Origin of the sequence: Rhodococcus sp. ARP2, from assembly GCF_001029585.1 — a bacterium.
Taxonomy (GTDB): domain Bacteria; phylum Actinomycetota; class Actinomycetes; order Mycobacteriales; family Mycobacteriaceae; genus Rhodococcus_F; species Rhodococcus_F erythropolis.
On record NZ_LEKE01000027.1, the window covers coordinates 17,490 to 34,868 of the forward strand.

The window sequence follows — 17,379 nt, forward strand, 5'->3', positions numbered from 1 at the left end:
AAAAGGCGCACAGGGGGCTTGCCCCTACAGGACCTTCGCCAGGAAGTCCTGGGTGCGCTGCTGCTGGGGGTTGCCGAACAGGTTCTCCGGCTTGCCTTCTTCGACGATGTATCCATCGGCCATGAAGATGACTCGATCGGAAACCTCACGGGCGAAGCCCATTTCGTGGGTTACGACGACCATGGTCATGCCCTGCTTTGCGAGGTCACGAAGCACCTGCAGAACCTCTCCCACCATCTCCGGGTCGAGGGCGCTGGTGGCCTCGTCGAAGAGCATGATGTCCGGGCTCATCGCCAGTGCGCGGGCAATGGCCACACGTTGCTTCTGCCCACCGGACAGGCTGGCGGGCTTGGCATCTGCCTTCTCCGCGAGACCGACCTGGCCCAGCAGTTTGACGGCGATCTCGCGAGCCTGATCCTTGGTCGATCGCCCGGTCTGCACCGGGGCGAGCATCACGTTTTCGACGACGCTCATGTGTGGGAACAGGTTGAAGTGCTGGAACACCATCCCGATGTGCTGGCGCACCTTGTCGATGTCGACGTCCTTGTTCGTGAGGTCGAACTGGTCGACGCGCACGGAGCCGGCGGTGATGTCTTCGAGGCGGTTGAGGCAGCGCAGGAAGGTGGACTTACCCGAACCGGAAGGCCCGATGACGCAGACCACTTCACCGCTCTTGATGTCGACGTCGAGGCCTTTGAGGACCTCGTTGTCGCCGAACGACTTCTTCAGTCCCTTGACCGAAATCTTGACCTCGGTGTCGGACTTGCCCATGTTGACGGCTGTTTCGGTCACTTGTTGATCCTCTTCTCGAGGCGGTTCGACAGCTTGGTGAGCGCCATGATGATGATGAAGTACATGACGCCGATGATCAGCCACATGTTGAACGACTGGAAGTTGCGCGCGATGATGATGCGCCCTGTCTGAGTGAGCTCGGCGAGTCCGATGACCGACAGGATCGACGTGTCCTTGAGGGTGATGACGAACTGGTTGATGTACGACGGGATCATCGTGCGAATTGCCTGCGGCATGATGACTTTTCGCATCGACTTCATGTAGCTGATGCCCAGGCTTCGTGACGCCTCCATCTGTCCCTTGTCGACGGACAAGATGCCGCCGCGGACGATTTCAGCCATGTACGCACCGGCGTTGAGCGAGAGCGTGATGATGCCTGCGGTGAAGGCGGACATCTGGAAATGCAGGGCTGCCGGGATGCCGAAGTAGATGAAGAACGCCTGCACCAACAGCGGTGTGCCGCGGAAGATGTCGACGTAGGTCGTGCCTATACCTCGGACGAACATGTTGGTGGACACGCGGCAGAGACCGAAGATCGCACCCAGGACCAGAGCGATCGCGATCGAGACGACCGAGAGAACGATCGTCAACCACAGGCCCTTGAGGAGCTGGGGATAGGTGCTCTTGATCAACCCGATGATGGAGTTGTCCGACGTCGACGCGCCCTGACCGAGGTAGGTCGAGACGATTTCGTCGTACTGGCCGTCGTCGCGCAGGTTCTGCAGTCCAGCGTTGAACATCTGGAGCAGTTCGGCGTTCTGGCCCTTGTTGACTGCGAAGCCGTAGCTCGCACCCACCTCTTTTTCGGTGACCGTCTTGAGGCCGTTGCCCTGGGTGATGCCGTAGGCGAGGACGGGGTAGTCGTCGAAGACTGCGACGGAGTTTCCGGTGCGGACCTCGTCGTACATGCTGGCGGAGTCGGCGAAATAGACTGTGGTGAAGCCGTATTGGTCCTTGATGGACTCGGCGAAGCTGGCGCCCTCGGTGCCGTTCTTGACCGCGACGCGCTTGCCCTTCAGATCCTCGTACGACTTCACGTCGTTGTCGGTCTCGAGGACCGCCATCTGCACGCCCGACTCGAAGTACGGGTCGGAGAAGTCGAAAACCTGCTTGCGGGCGTCGGTGATGGACATGCCGGCGATGACGCCGTCCGCCTGCCCGGCCTGCACGGCCTGAAGCGCAGCGTCGAAGCCGAGCTGCTTGATGTCGACCTTGAAACCTTGGTCCTCGGCGATCGCGTTGAGGAGATCGATGTCGATGCCGACGAGTTTGCCGTCTTCGTTCTCGAATTCGAACGGGGCGAATGTCAGATCGGTGGCGATCGTGTAGGTGCGACCGGGTTGCGCGCTCGCGATTCCGGGGGCGAACAGCGCTGCGATCAGCGCCAGCAGGATGGCCAGGATCGGCCACCTGGCATTACGTGGTCTGTCGAATCTTCTTCGCACTATCGCCCAGCTTTCTTCTGTCGCGCCCGGGATCGCCGGACTGCTTTGAACCAGACGAGAACATACTGCGCCCAGAGCTGAATCGATACACGGGTATCGGAGCCGGAAAGTGTAGAACACACGACACGCCGTTGCCGTTCCGTGACAAAAGTCGCATTTCGTTGTGATTTGGTTGCCGATACAACGCTCGGTCGTTACCGTATTGTGATCGAACGTCGTCTGCCTTGGGATTTCCTGTGTCGCCTTTTGCCAAGATCAACTCCACGAAGTCACCACTTCTCTATTCAGTGGTGGGTGCGTTGCTTCTGACGCTCATTGTCGGAGGTGCGCTCGCCGTGGTTCGGCACAAGACGATCACCCTCGACGTCGACGGCGACATGATTTCGCTGTCCACGATGTCGAGCAGCGTCGGTACCGCTCTCGAGGACGCCGGATACCCGGTCGATCCCAAGGACGCGCTCGCTCCGAGCGCCGATTCCTCGCTGTCCGACGGCGATACCGTCGTACTGCGCCGTGCCCGTGAGTTGGCGCTGACCGTGGACGGTCAGCCGACGACCATCTGGACCACGGCATTGACGGTCGACGAGGCACTGAAGCAGGTAGATGTTTCCGACGACTTCGCAGTCTCGGCTTCGCGCTCGCATCGTCTGCCCCTCGAACGCACCGAGCTCGACGTCGTCAGCCCGAAGACCGTCAGCGTCAGCGACGGTGGTGCTCCGGCGGCCGAGATCAAGCTCGCCGCCGTAACCGTCGGTGATCTTCTCGCGGCCAAGAATGCGCCGCTCGAGCAGGCCGACTCGGTGGTTCCCACCGCTGACACACCCGTTACCAACGGCCTGACCATCCAGGTCACCCGCGACCGCACGGACACTCGCGTCGAGACGCAGCCGATCGCGCCGCCCGAGAACAAGGTCGAAGATCCCGAGCTCGAGAAGGACAAGACCGTCGTCGAAAACCCGGGTGTTGCCGGCGAGCGCACGGCCACCGTCGAGGTCAAGACCGTCAACGGCGTCGAGGCCGGACGAACCGAACTGTCCGCGACCGTGATCAAGGAACCGGTCGCAGCAGTGGTGAAGGTCGGAACCAAGCAGACTTCCGCGCCCGCTGTGTCCAACGCGTCGACGTGGGACTCCATTGCTCAGTGCGAAGCGACCGGAAACTGGGCCATCAACACCGGCAACGGTTTCTACGGAGGACTTCAGTTCACCCAGAGCACCTGGGAAGCATTCGGCGGCGGTCAGTACGCAGCGCGCGCCGACCTCGCATCACGTGAACAGCAGATCGCGATCGGCGAGAAGGTCCGCGCCGGTCAGGGCTGGGGTGCGTGGCCGTCCTGCACCAGCAAATTGGGCCTGCGCTGACGCGCCCACACTCCACACAGAACTCAGGAACCCATGTCACCGTTCGCCAAGATCAACTCGACCAGGTCGCCGTTGTTGTACTCGGCGATCGCCGCTCTTCTCCTGACGGTTCTCGTGGGTGGCGTTCTGGCCGTCGTCCGGCACAAGACCATCACCCTCGACGTCGACGGTGAGCAGATTCGCCTGAGCACCATGTCGACCAACGTCGACGGCGCTCTCGAGGACGCGGGTTACCCGATCGGTGACAAGGACGCGGTTGCTCCCGCGGCCGACGCGTCGCTGTCCGACGGCGACACCGTGGTGCTCCGTCGTGCTCGTGAGATCACGCTGACGGTCGACGGTCAGCCGCAGAAGCTCTGGACCACCGCCTTGACCGTCGACGACGCGCTCAAGCAGTTGGATGTCTCAGCGGATGTGCACGTGTCGGCGTCGCGCTCGCAGCGTCTCCCGCTCGACGGCGCCGCGCTCGACGTCTTGACACCTGTCGTCGCAAAACTGGTCGACGGCGCAAACGCGGCGGCCGACGTGCGTATCGCGGCACCGACGGTGGGCGAGTTCCTTACGGCCAACGGCACTCCGCTCGAGCAGTCGGACACGGTGGTTCCCGCCGCCGACGCTCCGCTGACCGAGGGCCTCGAGGTCACGGTGACGCGCAACCGCACCGAGAACAAAGTCGAGACCTTGCCGCTCGATCCGCCGGATCAGCGCATCGAGGATCCGACGATGAACCAGAGTCGCACGATCGTCGAGAATCCGGGCGTTCCCGGCGTGCGTGACGTGACGTTCGCCGTGAATCTCGTCAACGGTGTCGAGGCCGGACGTACACAGGTATCGGAGACGATCACCACACCGGCGCAGCCGAAGGTCGTGCGCGTGGGAACGAAGCCGGGCACCGAGGTGCCGCCCGTGGAGAACGGTTCGACGTGGGACGCGCTCGCACAGTGCGAGGCCACCGGCAACTGGGCTATCAACACCGGCAACGGTTTCTACGGCGGCGTGCAGTTCGACCAGAACACGTGGGAACGGCAGGGCGGGTTGAAGTATGCGCCTCGCGCCGACCTCGCAACCCGTGAAGAGCAGATCGCGATCGCGACGCAAACGCAGCGCACTCAGGGCTGGGGCGCATGGCCGTCGTGCTCGGGTCGCCTCGGACTGGGATAAGTTCTACTGGTGTCAGACGCCGAACAATCGAACGAACCCATCGCTACTCCGCGCGGGCAGGCAGCCCTGCTCGGTCCGGTCGAGGTGCGCGCTCTTGCCGAGGAATTCGGTGTCCGGCCCACGAAACAGTTGGGGCAGAACTTCGTTCACGACGCCAATACCGTGCGACGCATCGTCACCACGGCAGGCGTCACTCGTGACGATGTCGTTCTCGAGGTGGGGCCGGGTCTCGGTTCGCTGACGATGGCGCTGATGGACGTCGTCGATCGTGTGATCGCGGTCGAGATCGATCCCAACCTTGCGGCTCGCCTTCCCAAGACGGTCGCCGAGCGAGCGCCGGAGTTGGCCGATCGACTGACCGTCGTCGAAGCGGACGCGATGCGTGTGCTGCCTTCACAGATTCCCGGCGAGCCGACCGCACTGGTTGCGAACCTGCCGTACAACGTCGCGGTGCCGGTGCTGTTGCATCTGTTCGCATCGCTCCCGAGTCTGCGGACCGCACTCGTGATGGTGCAAGCCGAGGTTGCCGATCGCCTGGCGGCTGATCCGGGAAGCAAGATCTACGGCGTTCCCAGCGTCAAGGCCAACTTCTTCGGCGAGGTTCGCCGCGCCGGTGCCGTCGGACGCAACGTGTTCTGGCCGGTGCCGAAGGTGGAATCAGGTCTGGTTCGTATCGACCGGTACGCGGAGCCGCCGTGGCCGATGGACGAGAAGCACCGCAAGCAGGTTTTTGCGGCGATCGATGCCGCATTCGCGCAGCGCCGCAAGACTTTGCGTGCCGCGCTCAGCGGGTGGGCAGGTTCGCCTGCCGAGGCCGAGCGACGGCTCCTCGCTGCCTGCATCGAGCCACAGACGCGTGGCGAGATGCTCGACGCAGCAGCCTTCGTTCGGCTGGCTGGAGGCAAATAGCCCCGTGCGCGGTTAAGGAGTGCAGGGACTCCCTAACCGCGCACAGAGGCTTGCCCCCTTACTTGAACCGCCGCAACCTCAGGCTGTTGCTCACCACGAACACACTGCTGAATGCCATTGCGGCACCAGCGAGCATCGGGTTGAGCAGGCCGGCCGCAGCCAGCGGGATCGCTGCCGTGTTGTAGGCGAACGCCCAGAACAGGTTGCCCTTGATGGTCTTCAGCGTCTTGCGGGACAGTCGAATTGCATCGGCTGCCGACCGCAGGTCACCTCGAACCAGGGTGATGTCGCTGGCCTCGATCGCAACGTCGGTGCCCGTGCCCATCGCCAGACCGAGATCGGCCTGAGCCAGGGCCGCCGCGTCGTTCACGCCGTCGCCGACCATGGCTACGACGCGTCCTTCCGCCTGCAGCTTCTTGACGGCGTCGACCTTGTCCGCCGGCATGACCTCGGCGAAGACGGTGCTGATCCCGACCTGATCCGCCACGGTGCGGGCAACGGTGGCGTTGTCACCGGTCAGCAGAACCGGTTCGAGGCCGAGTGCCTTCAACTGCGCGATTGCTTCGGCGCTCGTGTCCTTGACCGCGTCGGCGATCACGAGGACGCCGTGCGCCTTGCCGTCCCAGCCCACCGCGATTGCGGTGCGCCCGGCCTTCTCTGCTTCAGCTTTCGCGTCACGGAGATTTTCCGGCAACGGCATCGACCAGTCGGCGAGCAGCGCGTCTCGGCCGGCAACAACGGCATGACCGTCGACCATTCCCTGCACGCCGCGACCGGCGACGTTCACGAAATCCTCGACCGCAGGCAATTCGCCCACTGCGTCGGTCGCACCCTTCGCGATCGCTGCGGCGATGGGGTGCTCGGAGCGATGTTCGAGGGCGCCGGCCAGCCGAAGCACCTCGTCGACGGTTGTTCCTTCGCCCACCACGGTGTCCAGCAATGTCATCTGACCGGTGGTGACGGTTCCCGTCTTGTCGAGCACGACGGTGTCGACTGCGCGCGTCGATTCGAGCACCTCGGGTCCCTTGATGAGGATTCCCATCTGGGCTCCGCGGCCGGTGCCCACCAACAGAGCTGTGGGCGTTGCCAATCCGAGAGCACACGGGCACGCGATGATCAGGACGGCGACCGCAGCGGTGAATGCCATCTCGATGGGGTTGCCGGTACCGAGCCAGTAGCCCAGTGTCGCAACGGCAATCGCGATGACGACCGGTACGAAGATACCGGCGATCCGATCGGCGAGGCGCTGAACTTCGGCCTTGCCGTTCTGGGCGTCTTCGACCAGTGCCGCCATCTGGGCGAGTTGGGTGTCGCTCCCGACGCGGGTGGCCTCGACGGTCAACGTTCCACCGACGTTGACGGTGGCGCCGACGACGGTGTCTCCGACACCGACCTCCTCCGGCACGGATTCGCCGGTCAACATGCTCATGTCGACGGCTGAGCGGCCTTCGGTGATGATGCCGTCGGTGGCGATCTTCTCGCCGGGCCGAACGATGAACGAGTCGCCCGCTGCCAGTTCTTCGGCGGGGATTCGTACTTCGATGCCGTTTCGCAATACCGCGACGTCTTTTGCACCGAGTTCCATGAGCGCGCGTAGTGCGGCGCCGGACGTGCGCTTCGACTTGTGCTCGAAGTAGCGTCCGGCGAGCACGAACGTGATGACGCCCGCGGCAACCTCGAGGTAGATGTTGGCGCTGCCGTCCATCCGGTCGACCGTCAGTCTGAACGCGTGTTTCATTCCCGCTTCGCCCGCGGTGCCGAAGAACAGTGCATACAGCGACCAGACGAACGCTGCGATGGTGCCCAGCGAGATGAGCGTGTCCATCGTTGCGGCGCCGTGACGCAGGTTGACCCAGGCAGCCCGGTGGAAGGGAAGGGCCGCCCACACGATGACCGGTGCGGCCAGCGTGAGGGAGAGCCACTGCCAGTTGTCGAACTGCAACGCAGGAATCATCGCCATCGCGATGACCGGCACGGAGAGCAGAGTCGAGATGATCAGGCGGGTACGAAGCTCGCGCAGATCACGATCCTGCGGGGTTTCCGCATCCGGGTCGACGGTGTCTGGCGCGCTGGGCGGTTTCGGGAGCGCGGCAGCGTAACCGGCATTCTCGACGGCGGTGACCAAATCTTCGACGGGTACCCCGTCCGGGAAGGTGACCTTGGCTTTTTCCGTCGCGTAGTTGACGGTGGCTGTGACGCCGTCGATCTTGTTGAGCTTCTTCTCGATTCGTGACGCGCAGGAGGCGCAGGTCATTCCGGTGATCGCGAGTTCGACGCTGCTCGAGTTGGCAGCATTGTCGACCGCAGTCGGTGACGTCATCAGTGCCCTCCCTCGTGATTGTCTGGAACTGAAGCTGCGGAAGTGCCTGCATCAACAGTGAATTCGGCGGTGCGAACCACGCCCTCGTGCTGGAAGTCGAGGAACAGTCGGTATGTGCCTTCGCTCGGCGCCTGTGCGTGGAAGGAAATTTCAGGACCGGGAGAAGTGACGCCGTCGCCCGGTTCACCCTCGGGGTGAACGTGCAGGTAGGCGAGGTCGCCGGTGCGAAGCGCAACAAGATGACCGTAGGCACCGAGGTACGGATCGAGATCGGTGACCGGGGCTCCGTCGCGAGCAACGCTCAGCGTGATCGGGCCGCCGGCAGTGGTCAGATCACCGTCGAGAGTCACGGTGTATCCGTCGACGGTTGCGGTCGCGCTCTTCGCGGGCAGCGGCGCAGGAGTGAATTCGCCTGCCACGTCGAAGTTTCGGCCGAGCGTCAGTTGGGTGCCGTCGGCGGGATCGAAGTCCGCGAAGACTCGGTAGGTGCCGGCGACGGGCCAGGTCCAGTCGATCGACCAGGTGCCGTCTGCGGCGAGAGAAGGATGTACGTGGCGGAATTCGCTGGTGTCGTTTCGGACGACGATGAGGTGGAGCTTCTTCTCGTGCAGGAGGTCGAAATCGACGACGGGCTTGTTGGTGCTGTCGAGAATCCGGAAGGTCAAGGTTCCCGGCTCCCCAGCTCGACCGGGTGCGGTCACGTCGGTGAGTGTGTATCCGCCGGAAGAGACTTCGAACCCTGCGGGTGTCGCCGAATCCATGCCTGGCATCGATTCAGCGGTTGATTCGTGGGTGCTGTGCTGGGTAGTGGACATGTCTATCGGGCTTCCGATTGCGGCCCCCACGCCGAGGGCGGCGCCGAAGACGGCGACCAACCCTACGGCGTAGGTGGCAAGTGTTGTCGAGGTGCGCACGGCTGACTCAGCTTGGTACGACTGCGTAGCCGGCTTCGTCGACTGCTGCGACGACGTCGGCTGCGGAGACGGGGGCATCGCTGGTGACAACGACGCGTCCGCTCGCCAATTCGACATCCACCGCGGTTACGCCCGCGATGTTGCCGATCTCTTCCTTGACGGATCCGACGCAGTGTCCGCAGGTCATTCCGGAAACGGTGTATTCGGAGGTGGTCATCGCAGATCCCTTCGCTTGTGTAAAACTCATTTTACGGATACCCGGTGTAGGTATCTCCCTGGGACTGAAGGTACCCCCAGGGGGTATGCCTGTCAACGGGTTGGGCAGTGACGAAGGCCTCAGGGAAGACAACAGGGCGGATGTGTGGTCTACTTGTGTTGGTCGTAAGTGTTTGTGTTTGTGTTTCCACGCTCGCAAATGGTTAGGTTGCGAGCGTTTGGACATCCTCCACGGATTTGTCTCAGAACGGTCGTAGTAAGTGACCCGGGCGGTCGAAGCGACTGCCTGTTGACACTGTGTTAGAGGAGATTTACATGGCAGAGGGCATCGTGAAGTGGTTCAACTCCGAGAAGGGGTTCGGCTTCATCGCTCCCGAAGACGGCAGTGCTGACGTCTTCGTTCACTACTCCGAGATCCAGAGTGGCGGCTTCCGCACTCTCGAGGAGAACCAGCGCGTGGCGTTCGAGATCGGTCAGGGCAACAAGGGCCCGCAGGCCACCGGCGTTACCATCGTCTAAGACGTCCATGTGAGTCGGGCAACCGACGCATGACGTACTGACAAGACCCCAACTCTTCGGAGTTGGGGTCTTGTTGCATTTTGGGTGAAAAGTGCTCTCACGCACCGAGATAACGCTGAGCGGCCACTGCCGTTTCGGCTGCGATCGCGCGGCATTCCTCGCGGAGTTCGGGTGGATTCACAACGGTGAAATCGACGTCGAAAGCCCTGAGCCACATTGCGATCGACCGTAGGGTAGTGCCCGAAAGCACTATGACGCAACGCCCTTCGTCGGTGGACTCCACTGATCCCCACTGCTCATTGACCATTGGTGCTATCTGCTCGATGGGTGCATGCAGTAGAACTGTTGCGCGCGTGGAGGAATAAGCCCGGGCGACGCCGCGCGAAACGAAGTCTGCCGCGCCACCGGCCGGTAGTTCCCGCGGCGTGAACCGCGGACCGGTGGGAATCTTGGGTTCCATCCGGTCGACGCGGAACGACCGCCAGTCTTCGCGAGATAGATCCCAAGCCACCAGATACCACCGAACACCCGACCGCACGAGCCTGTACGGTTCCACCTCGCGTCGGCTCTGGGTGCCGTCGTGAGTGCTGTAGTCGAATCTCAAACGCTCGTGGTTGTGGCATACGGACGCGATGGCGGACAGTACCGACGCATCGACTGCGCTCGCGGCGGGCTCGCGTGGCACGACGTCGATCGACAGCGACTCCAGACGGTGTCGCAGCCTCGACGGCATGATCTGCCGCAGCTTCGCCAGCGCGCGCATCGAAGCCTCGCCGATGCCGACCACAGAGCCGGTCGCTCCGGACTGCAAAGAGAGCGCCACCGCGAGCACTTCTTCGTCATCGAGCTGTAGCGGGGGCATCTCCGCGCCCGCTCCCAGGCGATATCCACCGCCGACGCCGACCGTCGCGTCGACCGGGTAGCCGAGATCGCGGAGGCGGTCCACGTCACGTCTGACTGTGCGCGGGGTGATCGCGAGCTTGTCTGCGAGTTCGGCACCGGACCAGTCTCGACGTGTCTGGAGCAGTGACAGCAACCGCAGTAGGCGAGCCGATGTCTCCTTCATGGCAAGAAGTCTGCCAAACATTTAGGACCCAATGCGTCCTCAATTGAATTTAGGTTGGTCCTCATCCGACCAGTCGAGAAGAAATTGGGGCACATCATGAGTCGCATCAACGACGGCAGACCGATGATCGAGACGAAGGAGCTCACCAAGCACTTCGCCCAGGGCAAGAAGCTCGTGGAAGCGGTCAAGGGAGTCACTCTCGACGTAGCGGAGGGCGAGTTGGTTGCCTTGCTTGGGCCGAACGGTGCCGGAAAATCGACGACGTTGCGCATGCTGACCACCTTGCTCGAGCCCACATCCGGTACTGCGCGGATCGCAGGATTCGACATCGCTGCGTCACGAAACGAGGTGCGCTCCAGCCTCGGATACGTCGGACAGGGGAACGGAGCCGGCCACAACCAGCGGGTTCGCGACGAGTTGGTGACGCAGGGGTTGTGCTACGGAATGCCCAAGGGCGACTCGCAGGTCCGGGCCGACGAATTGCTGCGTGATCTCGAACTCACCGAGTTGGGTACTCGAAAGGTCAGTACGCTGTCCGGCGGGCAGCGACGGCGGCTCGATATCGCTCTGGGCCTGGTCCATCGCCCACCGCTCCTGTTCCTCGACGAGCCGACCACGGGCATGGACCCGCAAAGTCGGGCCAACCTCTGGGACCACATCCTGCGGTTGCGGCGCGAGATGGGCACCACGATCGTGCTGACCACGCACTACCTCGAAGAAGCGGATTCGATGGCAGAGCGGGTCATCGTCATCGACGAAGGCACTGTCATCGCGGACAACACCGCTGCCGCACTCAAGGCCGATCTTGCCGGAGATCATTTGTTGCTCACGTTCGACAACGCCGAAGCGGCCGCCATCGCGGCGTCGGTGGCCGAGCAACTTGTCACTGTGCGTGAGGTCACGGTCGAGGCAAGCTCGGTGAGTATCCGTGCTGGCGAGGGTGATTCGACGCTACCGGTATTGCTGCGTGAAGCCGATGCCCGCGGCGCCCGCGCAGTCACTGCGGACATCACCAGGCCGACTCTCGACGACGTTTTCCTCACTCTCACCGGCCGCAGCCTGCGCGAGAGCGCCGCCGCGGTTGCTTCCTAGAACTACGACGAAGAACTACGACGAACAGGAATCCGCCATGACAATCACACTCGATACCCCACGTAGCGCGCACGGCAACATTGTTCGAGACAGCGCGATCGTGATGGGCCGTGAACTGCGACCGATGTTGCGTGACCCGGTCAGCGTCATCTTCAGCCTCATCCAGCCGCTGATCCTGTTGGCCCTGTTCGGGCCTCTGCTCAAAGGGGTCCCGGGAACCGGCGACGGCGTATGGAATTGGTTCATCCCCGGTGTATTGGTGATGATCGCGATCTTCGGCACGACGATGACCGGTTCCAACCTTTTGATGGAGATGCAGCAGGGATCCCACGAGCGAATGTTGGTGACTCCGCTCAGACGCTCGTCGTTGTTGATCGGGAGAGCATGCAAGGAGATGGTTCCGCTTGCCGCGCAGGCGATTCTGATCATCCTTGTTGCGCTACCGCTCGGATTGGACGTCAATGCAGCGGGCGCTGCGCTCGGAATCGTCCTGCTGGGAGTGTTCGGCGTCGGACTCGGCGCGCTCTCGTACGCTCTCGCTCTGGCTGTGCGGGAGCAGGATTGGATGTTCTGGGTCGTTCAGCAGACGCTGATGTTCCCGCTCCTGATCCTGTCGGGAACCATGCTTCCACTCGATGACGCACCAGGTTGGATGAAGGTCCTCGTGAACATCAATCCGCTCGGCTACGTCGTAGACGCCGAGCGGGCACTCTTTGCCGGTGACTTCGCGTCGGGCAGCGTTCTGGCAGGAATCTTCGCTGCCGTCAGCGTGGCTGTGGTCGGCCTGGGGATAGGCGTGCGCGCGGTGAAATAGCGTGGGTGTGCTTGCTGTCGGATGGGGTGCGGCGGTCGCAGGTTTTCGCCCAGGTGTTCGCAGCGCCTATTGTTGTTCCTTGTGCTCTCCGTCGTTCCTCGCCCCGTAGTTGTCCGGGCCCCGTCCAAGGTGAATCTCCACCTTGCCGTCGGGGACCTGCGAGACGACGGCTATCACGAACTGACGACCGTTTTTCAGGCATTGTCGCTGGCAGACACCGTCACGGTGGCGCCTGCGGACACCTTGACCGTGCGGGTGATCGGCGACGACGCCGCGGCCGTACCGACCGATCGCACCAATCTCGTGTGGCGTGCCGCCGAGATGCTGGCGGCCGAGGGGGGCGTGGCTTCGAATGTCGAGATCGTCATCGAGAAGGGCATTCCCGTCGCAGGCGGTATGGCCGGCGGGAGCGCCGACGCGGCAGCCGCGTTGGTTGCGCTCAATTCGTTGTGGAAACTCGACTTCTCGCGGCCTGATCTCGACGCCTTCGCGGCACGTCTCGGGAGTGACGTTCCGTTCTCGCTGCACGGTGGCACTGCCCTCGGGACCGGTCGCGGTGAACAACTTGTCCCCGTCTTGACGCGCCGCACCTTTCACTGGGTGTTGGCGCTGGCCAAGGGAGGCTTGAGCACGCCGGTTGTCTTCCGGGAACTCGACAAGCTTCGCGCCGAAGGCACACCGAATCGATTGGGTAACGCTGACGAGTTGATTCACGCGCTCACCACCGGTGACCCTCATGTGCTCGCTCCGCTGCTCGGAAACGATCTGCAGGCGGCAGCACTCTCACTCAACCCGGATCTACGACGGACGCTGCGAGCGGGTGTCGAAGCCGGAGCTTTGGCCGGCATCGTCTCCGGCTCCGGACCGACATGCGCCTTTCTCTGCGCCGACGCACAGTCCGCGGTGGAAGTGAGCGCAGAACTTGCGGGAGCGGGGGTGTGCCGCACCGTTCGCGTGGCGAGCGGACCCGTTCCCGGAGCACGAATACTCGACAATGCGGCAAAGGGACAGCACTGATGGCGAATCTGATCAATCTGGAAAACGTGTCGAAGTCTTTCGGCGTCAAGCCGTTGCTCGACGGGGTCTCCCTGGGCGTGGAGGAAGGCGAGCGCATCGGTGTCGTCGGCCTCAACGGTGGCGGCAAGACGACCATGCTCGAAGTCCTCGCGGGTGTGGAGCAGCCGGATTCGGGACGCGTGAGCCGCGTCGGCGGATTGCGCATGGCCGTCGTGACGCAGCGCGGTGTGTTGCCTCCCGGCTCCACGGTCGGTGAAGTAGTCCTGGGGCCGCTCGGAGTGGCTCAGCACGAGTGGGCCGGCGATGCTCGAATTCGTTCAGTGCTCTCGGGTATCGGCATCGACAACTTGGGCGCCGGCGGCGAGCGGTCCGCATTGGACGCCAAGGTCGACGGCCTGTCCGGCGGTGAGCGTCGCCGCGTGGCTCTCGCTGCGGCTCTGGTTCAGGACCTCGACCTGCTGGTGCTCGACGAGCCGACCAACCACCTCGACGTCGAAGGTGTTCAGTGGTTGGCCGAGCACCTTGTCTCGCGTCGCAGCGCGCTTGTCGTCGTGACCCACGATCGCTGGTTCCTCGACACCGTCGCCACTCGCACCTGGGAGGTTGTCGGCGGCGGCGTCGAAAGCTACGAGGGTGGCTACAACGACTGGGTGTTCGCCCGCGCCGAGCGTTCGCGTCAGGCCGACGCTTCCGAAGAGCGTCGACGCAACCTTGCGCGCAAGGAACTCGCATGGCTGCGCCGCGGCGCGCCGGCCCGTACATCGAAGCCGAAGTACCGCATCGAGGCCGCGGAGGCCTTGATCGCCGACGTTCCGGCACCTCGTGACGCGGTGGCACTTGCGTCCTTCGCCCAGCGTCGACTCGGCAAGGTTGTCATCGAACTCGAAGACGCGCGTCTGGAGACCCCGGACGGCCGCGTACTCGTCGAGGATCTGACCTGGCGGCTCGCTCCGGGGGAGCGTGTAGGCCTGGTCGGTGTCAACGGCTCGGGCAAGACGACTCTGCTGCGGACGCTGGCCGGTGAACTCGAGCCCGCAGCAGGCAAGCGCATTCAGGGGCAGACCGTCCACATCGGTTGGCTCAAGCAGGAACTCGACGATCTGCCGACCGACATGCGCGTACTCGACGCGGTCAAGGACGTAGCCGAGCGAATCACGCTGGGGGACAAGGAAGTGTCAGCCGGTCAGCTGGCTGAGCGGCTGGGCTTCACACCGGCGCGTCAGCGCACCCCCGTCGGCGATCTGTCCGGTGGTGAGCGCCGCCGTCTGCAGTTGACGCGTGTCCTCATGGCCGAGCCCAACGTTCTGCTTCTCGACGAGCCCACCAACGATCTCGACATCGACACGCTTCAGCAACTCGAGGATCTGCTCGACGGCTGGGCGGGCACCATGGTGGTCATCTCGCACGACCGGTACCTGATCGAGCGCATCTGTGACACCACCTGGGCTCTCTTCGGTGATCGCAAGCTCACCAACCTGCCGGGTGGTATCGAGGACTACCTGCGTCGACGCGCAGCGATGGGGGACGGCGACAACCCGTCGGTGGCCTCGACGGCGAGTGGTGCGTCGAAGAGCAAGCAGGTCCGCGACGGTGCCGCGGATCGCGCTGCACGCAAGGAACTTTCGAAGCTCGAGCGATCCATTGCGAAGTTCGACGACCGCGAGAAGAAGCTGCACGCTTCCCTCGCCGACGCAGCCACCGACCCGGACAAGCTGCAGAAGCTCGGGGCTGAACTCAAGCAGGTCATCGCGGACAAGGAAGCCGCCGAGGAGCAGTGGATGGAGCTGTTCGCCGAGCTGGACGGCTAGGGGAATTTCGCTCCGAACTTCTTGAAGATTCGCTCTGGATCCACACTCTCCGGTGCTTGCTCGCGTAGCAGTGCGTCCAGCACGATCCCGTCCAGTGCTGCGACCAACTCCGTTGCATCGGACGATGTCATGCCGCGTTCGACCAAGATGTCGACAAACCGATCCCGACCACGCACCAGTTCCACTGCGAGGTCGGGATCGTGGAATGACGCGATGATCAGTTCGTAACGCGCCCGGGTGCGGCCGGATTCAGGCCCCAGCCACCGGGCCACTTGTTGCTTCGGCGTCTCGCCTGGGCGAGGAAGATCGCCGTCCAGAAGGTGTCGCACCACCTCGACTATCAGTCCACGTTGATTTGCGAAGTAGTGCCGTGCGCTGCCGTGTGGCACGCCTGCCTCGTCTTCGACGCCTCTCATCGACCAGGCTCGAAACCCAACCCGGCCCAGCAGGTCGAGCCCGGCGTCCAGAAGTGCTTCTCGCGTCGATTTCTCCACGCAGAGAAGATACCGTGATACGTTCTTCTCCGCGTGGAGAAGTTCTTGAACTGGGTTGAACTCACTGGGGGTGAAGCATGGTCGTCTTTTTCGACATCCTGCTCGTGCTGTGTGTTGTTGCGATTGTGTGTTTTGCGGGGTATGTCTTCTATCGCGTGATATTGGACGACTAGGTGAATGTTGATGTACTTCAACAGGTCTCGAGTCTTCATGTTCCTGAAGTTGTCCGCTTTGTCTCTGGCTATCGAAAGTATGTTCGATTAAGATTTCGGTATGGACAGTCGGGATGCGTGGCAGCTGGATGGTGAGGGCCTCAAGTGTGAGGTTCTGGATCTGGTGCGTGTCCGGCACGAGTTGCAGTCGCGGATGGTGTTGCTGATCGTGGAGATGTTTTCCCGTGAGGTTCTCGGCGGGAAGGGTTTTCGGGCGATCGCACAGTGGTTGCACGGTTCGACGAATTTGGAGATCGGTGAGTGCAGTCTGCTGGTCGGGTTGGCGCGGTTGTTGATGCTCGAACCTGTTGTGGGCGATGCGTTTCACCGTGGTGATGTGGATGCGTTGAAGGCGCGTCAGGTGGCGTCGTTTTGTCAGCATCCGCCGAAGAACATGACCCTGGCGGATGTGGACAAGGCCCGGGGGATTCTGCTCGGGTTGGCGTCGAAGAACATTGCCGATTGTGATGCGGTGCGGGCGGCGATCCGGCGGATCGAGAAGCAGTACGGCAAGCGTGAGGACGGGGTCCCGGTCGGCGAAGATTCCGAACGTAATGAGTTCTACGCCTCGAAAGGCTTGTACGGGCGGGTGTCTGTGAAGGGCGATCTGGATGCGGTCAACGGGGCACGGTTGATCACGCTGCTGTCGAGCCTGTCCGCTCCGACACCGGAGAAGGACGGTGTCAAGGACACCCGCACGCCTGCTTTACGACGGGCGGACGGGTTCTGCGAACTCCTGCGCCGGTATGAGCGGGCGGGGTTGGGTCCGATCGAAGGCGGAGTGAAACCACACATCACGGTGACCGCGTCGGCCAAGGACATGACGGACCTTAAAGTTCTGAAAGACCTCCTGCCGTCCACTGAGGAGTTGGGGTTCGCGTGGACGGATTGGGTGGGTCCGATCAGCCTCGACACTGCCCGGATGCTGGCGTGCGACTGCACCGTGACGCGGATCTTGTTGGATGAGAACGGTGTTCCGCTCGACTGCGGTAAGGAAGTAAGAACAGCGACGGTGCCGCAGCGGCGGGCGTTGGCGGTTCGGGATGGTGGGTGTGCGTTCCCGGGGTGTGGGACTCCGTCGGGGTGGTGCGATGCTCACCATATTGTTCACTGGAACGATGGTGGCCCAACGGATCTCGACAACCTGGTCTTGTTGTGCGGTCATCATCATCGGACGATGCATCACACGGAGTGGCGGGTCGAGATCGGCCCAGATCGGAAGACGGTGTTCTACCCGCC

16 protein-coding genes are annotated in these 17,379 nt (G+C 63.0%); 9 read left to right on the forward strand and 7 right to left on the reverse strand.

Annotated elements, in window-relative coordinates; genetic code table 11:
- Nucleotides 1-24: 24 nt before the first annotated feature.
- Both ABX74_RS06595 and ABX74_RS06600 read right to left on the reverse strand, forming a co-directional pair.
- A complete protein-coding gene (locus ABX74_RS06595; RefSeq protein ID WP_019744702.1) occupies nt 25-792 on the reverse strand; it encodes an amino acid ABC transporter ATP-binding protein in 768 nt (255 codons plus the stop codon).
- Nucleotides 789-2,237 carry an amino acid ABC transporter substrate-binding protein/permease gene (locus tag ABX74_RS06600; RefSeq protein WP_020908609.1) on the reverse strand — a complete coding sequence of 483 codons (1,449 nt, stop codon included), beginning with the start codon at nt 2,235-2,237 and terminating at the stop codon, nt 789-791. The genes ABX74_RS06595 and ABX74_RS06600 overlap by 4 nt, the downstream gene beginning before the upstream one ends.
- 236 nt (nt 2,238-2,473) lie before the next feature.
- Here ABX74_RS06600 and ABX74_RS06605 point away from each other — a divergent pair, with 236 nt between their 5' ends.
- From ABX74_RS06605 to rsmA, 3 genes are read left to right on the forward strand one after another with little or no spacing between them, the layout of a single operon-like run.
- A complete protein-coding gene (locus ABX74_RS06605) occupies nt 2,474-3,598 on the forward strand; it encodes a resuscitation-promoting factor (protein WP_019744700.1) in 1,125 nt (374 codons plus the stop codon).
- A gap of 33 nt (nt 3,599-3,631) precedes the next feature.
- The gene (locus tag ABX74_RS06610; RefSeq protein ID WP_021332325.1) at nt 3,632-4,759 is read left to right on the forward strand and encodes a resuscitation-promoting factor; all 1,128 of its coding nucleotides are present in this window, start codon (nt 3,632-3,634) and stop codon (nt 4,757-4,759) included.
- Between the two features lie 9 nt (nt 4,760-4,768).
- A complete protein-coding gene (gene rsmA / locus ABX74_RS06615; RefSeq protein WP_047888457.1) occupies nt 4,769-5,668 on the forward strand; it encodes a 16S rRNA (adenine(1518)-N(6)/adenine(1519)-N(6))-dimethyltransferase RsmA in 900 nt (299 codons plus the stop codon).
- A gap of 58 nt (nt 5,669-5,726) precedes the next feature.
- Here rsmA and ABX74_RS06620 read toward each other — a convergent pair whose 3' ends face one another.
- From ABX74_RS06620 to ABX74_RS06630, 3 genes are read right to left on the reverse strand one after another with little or no spacing between them, the layout of a single operon-like run.
- On the reverse strand, nt 5,727-7,988 hold the full coding sequence (locus ABX74_RS06620; protein ID WP_047888458.1) for a heavy metal translocating P-type ATPase: 2,262 nt from the start codon (nt 7,986-7,988) through the stop codon (nt 5,727-5,729).
- A complete protein-coding gene (locus tag ABX74_RS06625; protein WP_047888459.1) occupies nt 7,988-8,902 on the reverse strand; it encodes a hypothetical protein in 915 nt (304 codons plus the stop codon). The genes ABX74_RS06620 and ABX74_RS06625 overlap by 1 nt, the downstream gene beginning before the upstream one ends.
- A gap of 7 nt (nt 8,903-8,909) precedes the next feature.
- Nucleotides 8,910-9,119, reverse strand: coding sequence for a heavy-metal-associated domain-containing protein (locus tag ABX74_RS06630; RefSeq protein WP_047888460.1), 210 nt, complete (start codon nt 9,117-9,119; stop codon nt 8,910-8,912).
- Nucleotides 9,120-9,433: 314 nt separating this feature from the next.
- Between ABX74_RS06630 and ABX74_RS06635 the strand changes: the two genes are divergently transcribed.
- The gene (locus ABX74_RS06635) at nt 9,434-9,637 is read left to right on the forward strand and encodes a cold-shock protein (RefSeq protein WP_003946232.1); all 204 of its coding nucleotides are present in this window, start codon (nt 9,434-9,436) and stop codon (nt 9,635-9,637) included.
- 97 nt (nt 9,638-9,734) lie between these two features.
- Here the strand turns inward: ABX74_RS06635 and ABX74_RS06640 are convergent, their stop codons facing one another.
- A complete protein-coding gene (locus tag ABX74_RS06640) occupies nt 9,735-10,703 on the reverse strand; it encodes a helix-turn-helix transcriptional regulator (protein ID WP_029255909.1) in 969 nt (322 codons plus the stop codon).
- Nucleotides 10,704-10,799: 96 nt separating this feature from the next.
- Between ABX74_RS06640 and ABX74_RS06645 the strand changes: the two genes are divergently transcribed.
- From ABX74_RS06645 to ABX74_RS06660, 4 genes are all read left to right on the forward strand, one after another.
- Complete coding sequence (locus ABX74_RS06645; protein WP_047888463.1) at nt 10,800-11,795, forward strand: ABC transporter ATP-binding protein; 996 nt, start codon at nt 10,800-10,802, stop codon at nt 11,793-11,795.
- A gap of 37 nt (nt 11,796-11,832) precedes the next feature.
- Nucleotides 11,833-12,609 carry an ABC transporter permease gene (locus tag ABX74_RS06650; RefSeq protein ID WP_019744694.1) on the forward strand — a complete coding sequence of 259 codons (777 nt, stop codon included), beginning with the start codon at nt 11,833-11,835 and terminating at the stop codon, nt 12,607-12,609.
- 81 nt (nt 12,610-12,690) lie between these two features.
- Nucleotides 12,691-13,626 carry a 4-(cytidine 5'-diphospho)-2-C-methyl-D-erythritol kinase gene (locus ABX74_RS06655; protein WP_047888461.1) on the forward strand — a complete coding sequence of 312 codons (936 nt, stop codon included), beginning with the start codon at nt 12,691-12,693 and terminating at the stop codon, nt 13,624-13,626.
- Complete coding sequence (locus ABX74_RS06660) at nt 13,626-15,434, forward strand: ABC-F family ATP-binding cassette domain-containing protein (protein ID WP_003946255.1); 1,809 nt, start codon at nt 13,626-13,628, stop codon at nt 15,432-15,434. The genes ABX74_RS06655 and ABX74_RS06660 overlap by 1 nt, the downstream gene beginning before the upstream one ends.
- Here the strand turns inward: ABX74_RS06660 and ABX74_RS06665 are convergent.
- Nucleotides 15,431-15,928, reverse strand: coding sequence for a TetR/AcrR family transcriptional regulator (locus tag ABX74_RS06665; RefSeq protein ID WP_019744692.1), 498 nt, complete (start codon nt 15,926-15,928; stop codon nt 15,431-15,433). The genes ABX74_RS06660 and ABX74_RS06665 overlap by 4 nt on opposite strands.
- 273 nt (nt 15,929-16,201) lie before the next feature.
- Between ABX74_RS06665 and ABX74_RS06675 the strand changes: the two genes are divergently transcribed.
- Nucleotides 16,202-17,379, forward strand: a 1,178-nt coding sequence (locus ABX74_RS06675; protein WP_047888462.1) for an HNH endonuclease signature motif containing protein, incomplete at its 3' end; no start/stop codon positions are given.

Bases quoted from the DNA above. Each gene is read 5' to 3' on its own strand.
- ABX74_RS06610 (WP_021332325.1), top strand. From the start codon at position 3,632: ATGTCACCGTTCGCCAAGATCAACTCGACCAGGTCGCCGTTGTTGTAC.
- ABX74_RS06620 (WP_047888458.1), bottom strand. From the start codon at position 7,988: ATGACGTCACCGACTGCGGTCGACAATGCTGCCAACTCGAGCAGCGTC.
- ABX74_RS06630 (WP_047888460.1), bottom strand. From the start codon at position 9,119: ATGACCACCTCCGAATACACCGTTTCCGGAATGACCTGCGGACACTGC.
- ABX74_RS06635 (WP_003946232.1), top strand. From the start codon at position 9,434: ATGGCAGAGGGCATCGTGAAGTGGTTCAACTCCGAGAAGGGGTTCGGC.
- ABX74_RS06640 (WP_029255909.1), bottom strand. From the start codon at position 10,703: ATGAAGGAGACATCGGCTCGCCTACTGCGGTTGCTGTCACTGCTCCAG.
- ABX74_RS06645 (WP_047888463.1), top strand. From the start codon at position 10,800: ATGAGTCGCATCAACGACGGCAGACCGATGATCGAGACGAAGGAGCTC.
- ABX74_RS06650 (WP_019744694.1), top strand. From the start codon at position 11,833: ATGACAATCACACTCGATACCCCACGTAGCGCGCACGGCAACATTGTT.
- ABX74_RS06660 (WP_003946255.1), top strand. From the start codon at position 13,626: ATGGCGAATCTGATCAATCTGGAAAACGTGTCGAAGTCTTTCGGCGTC.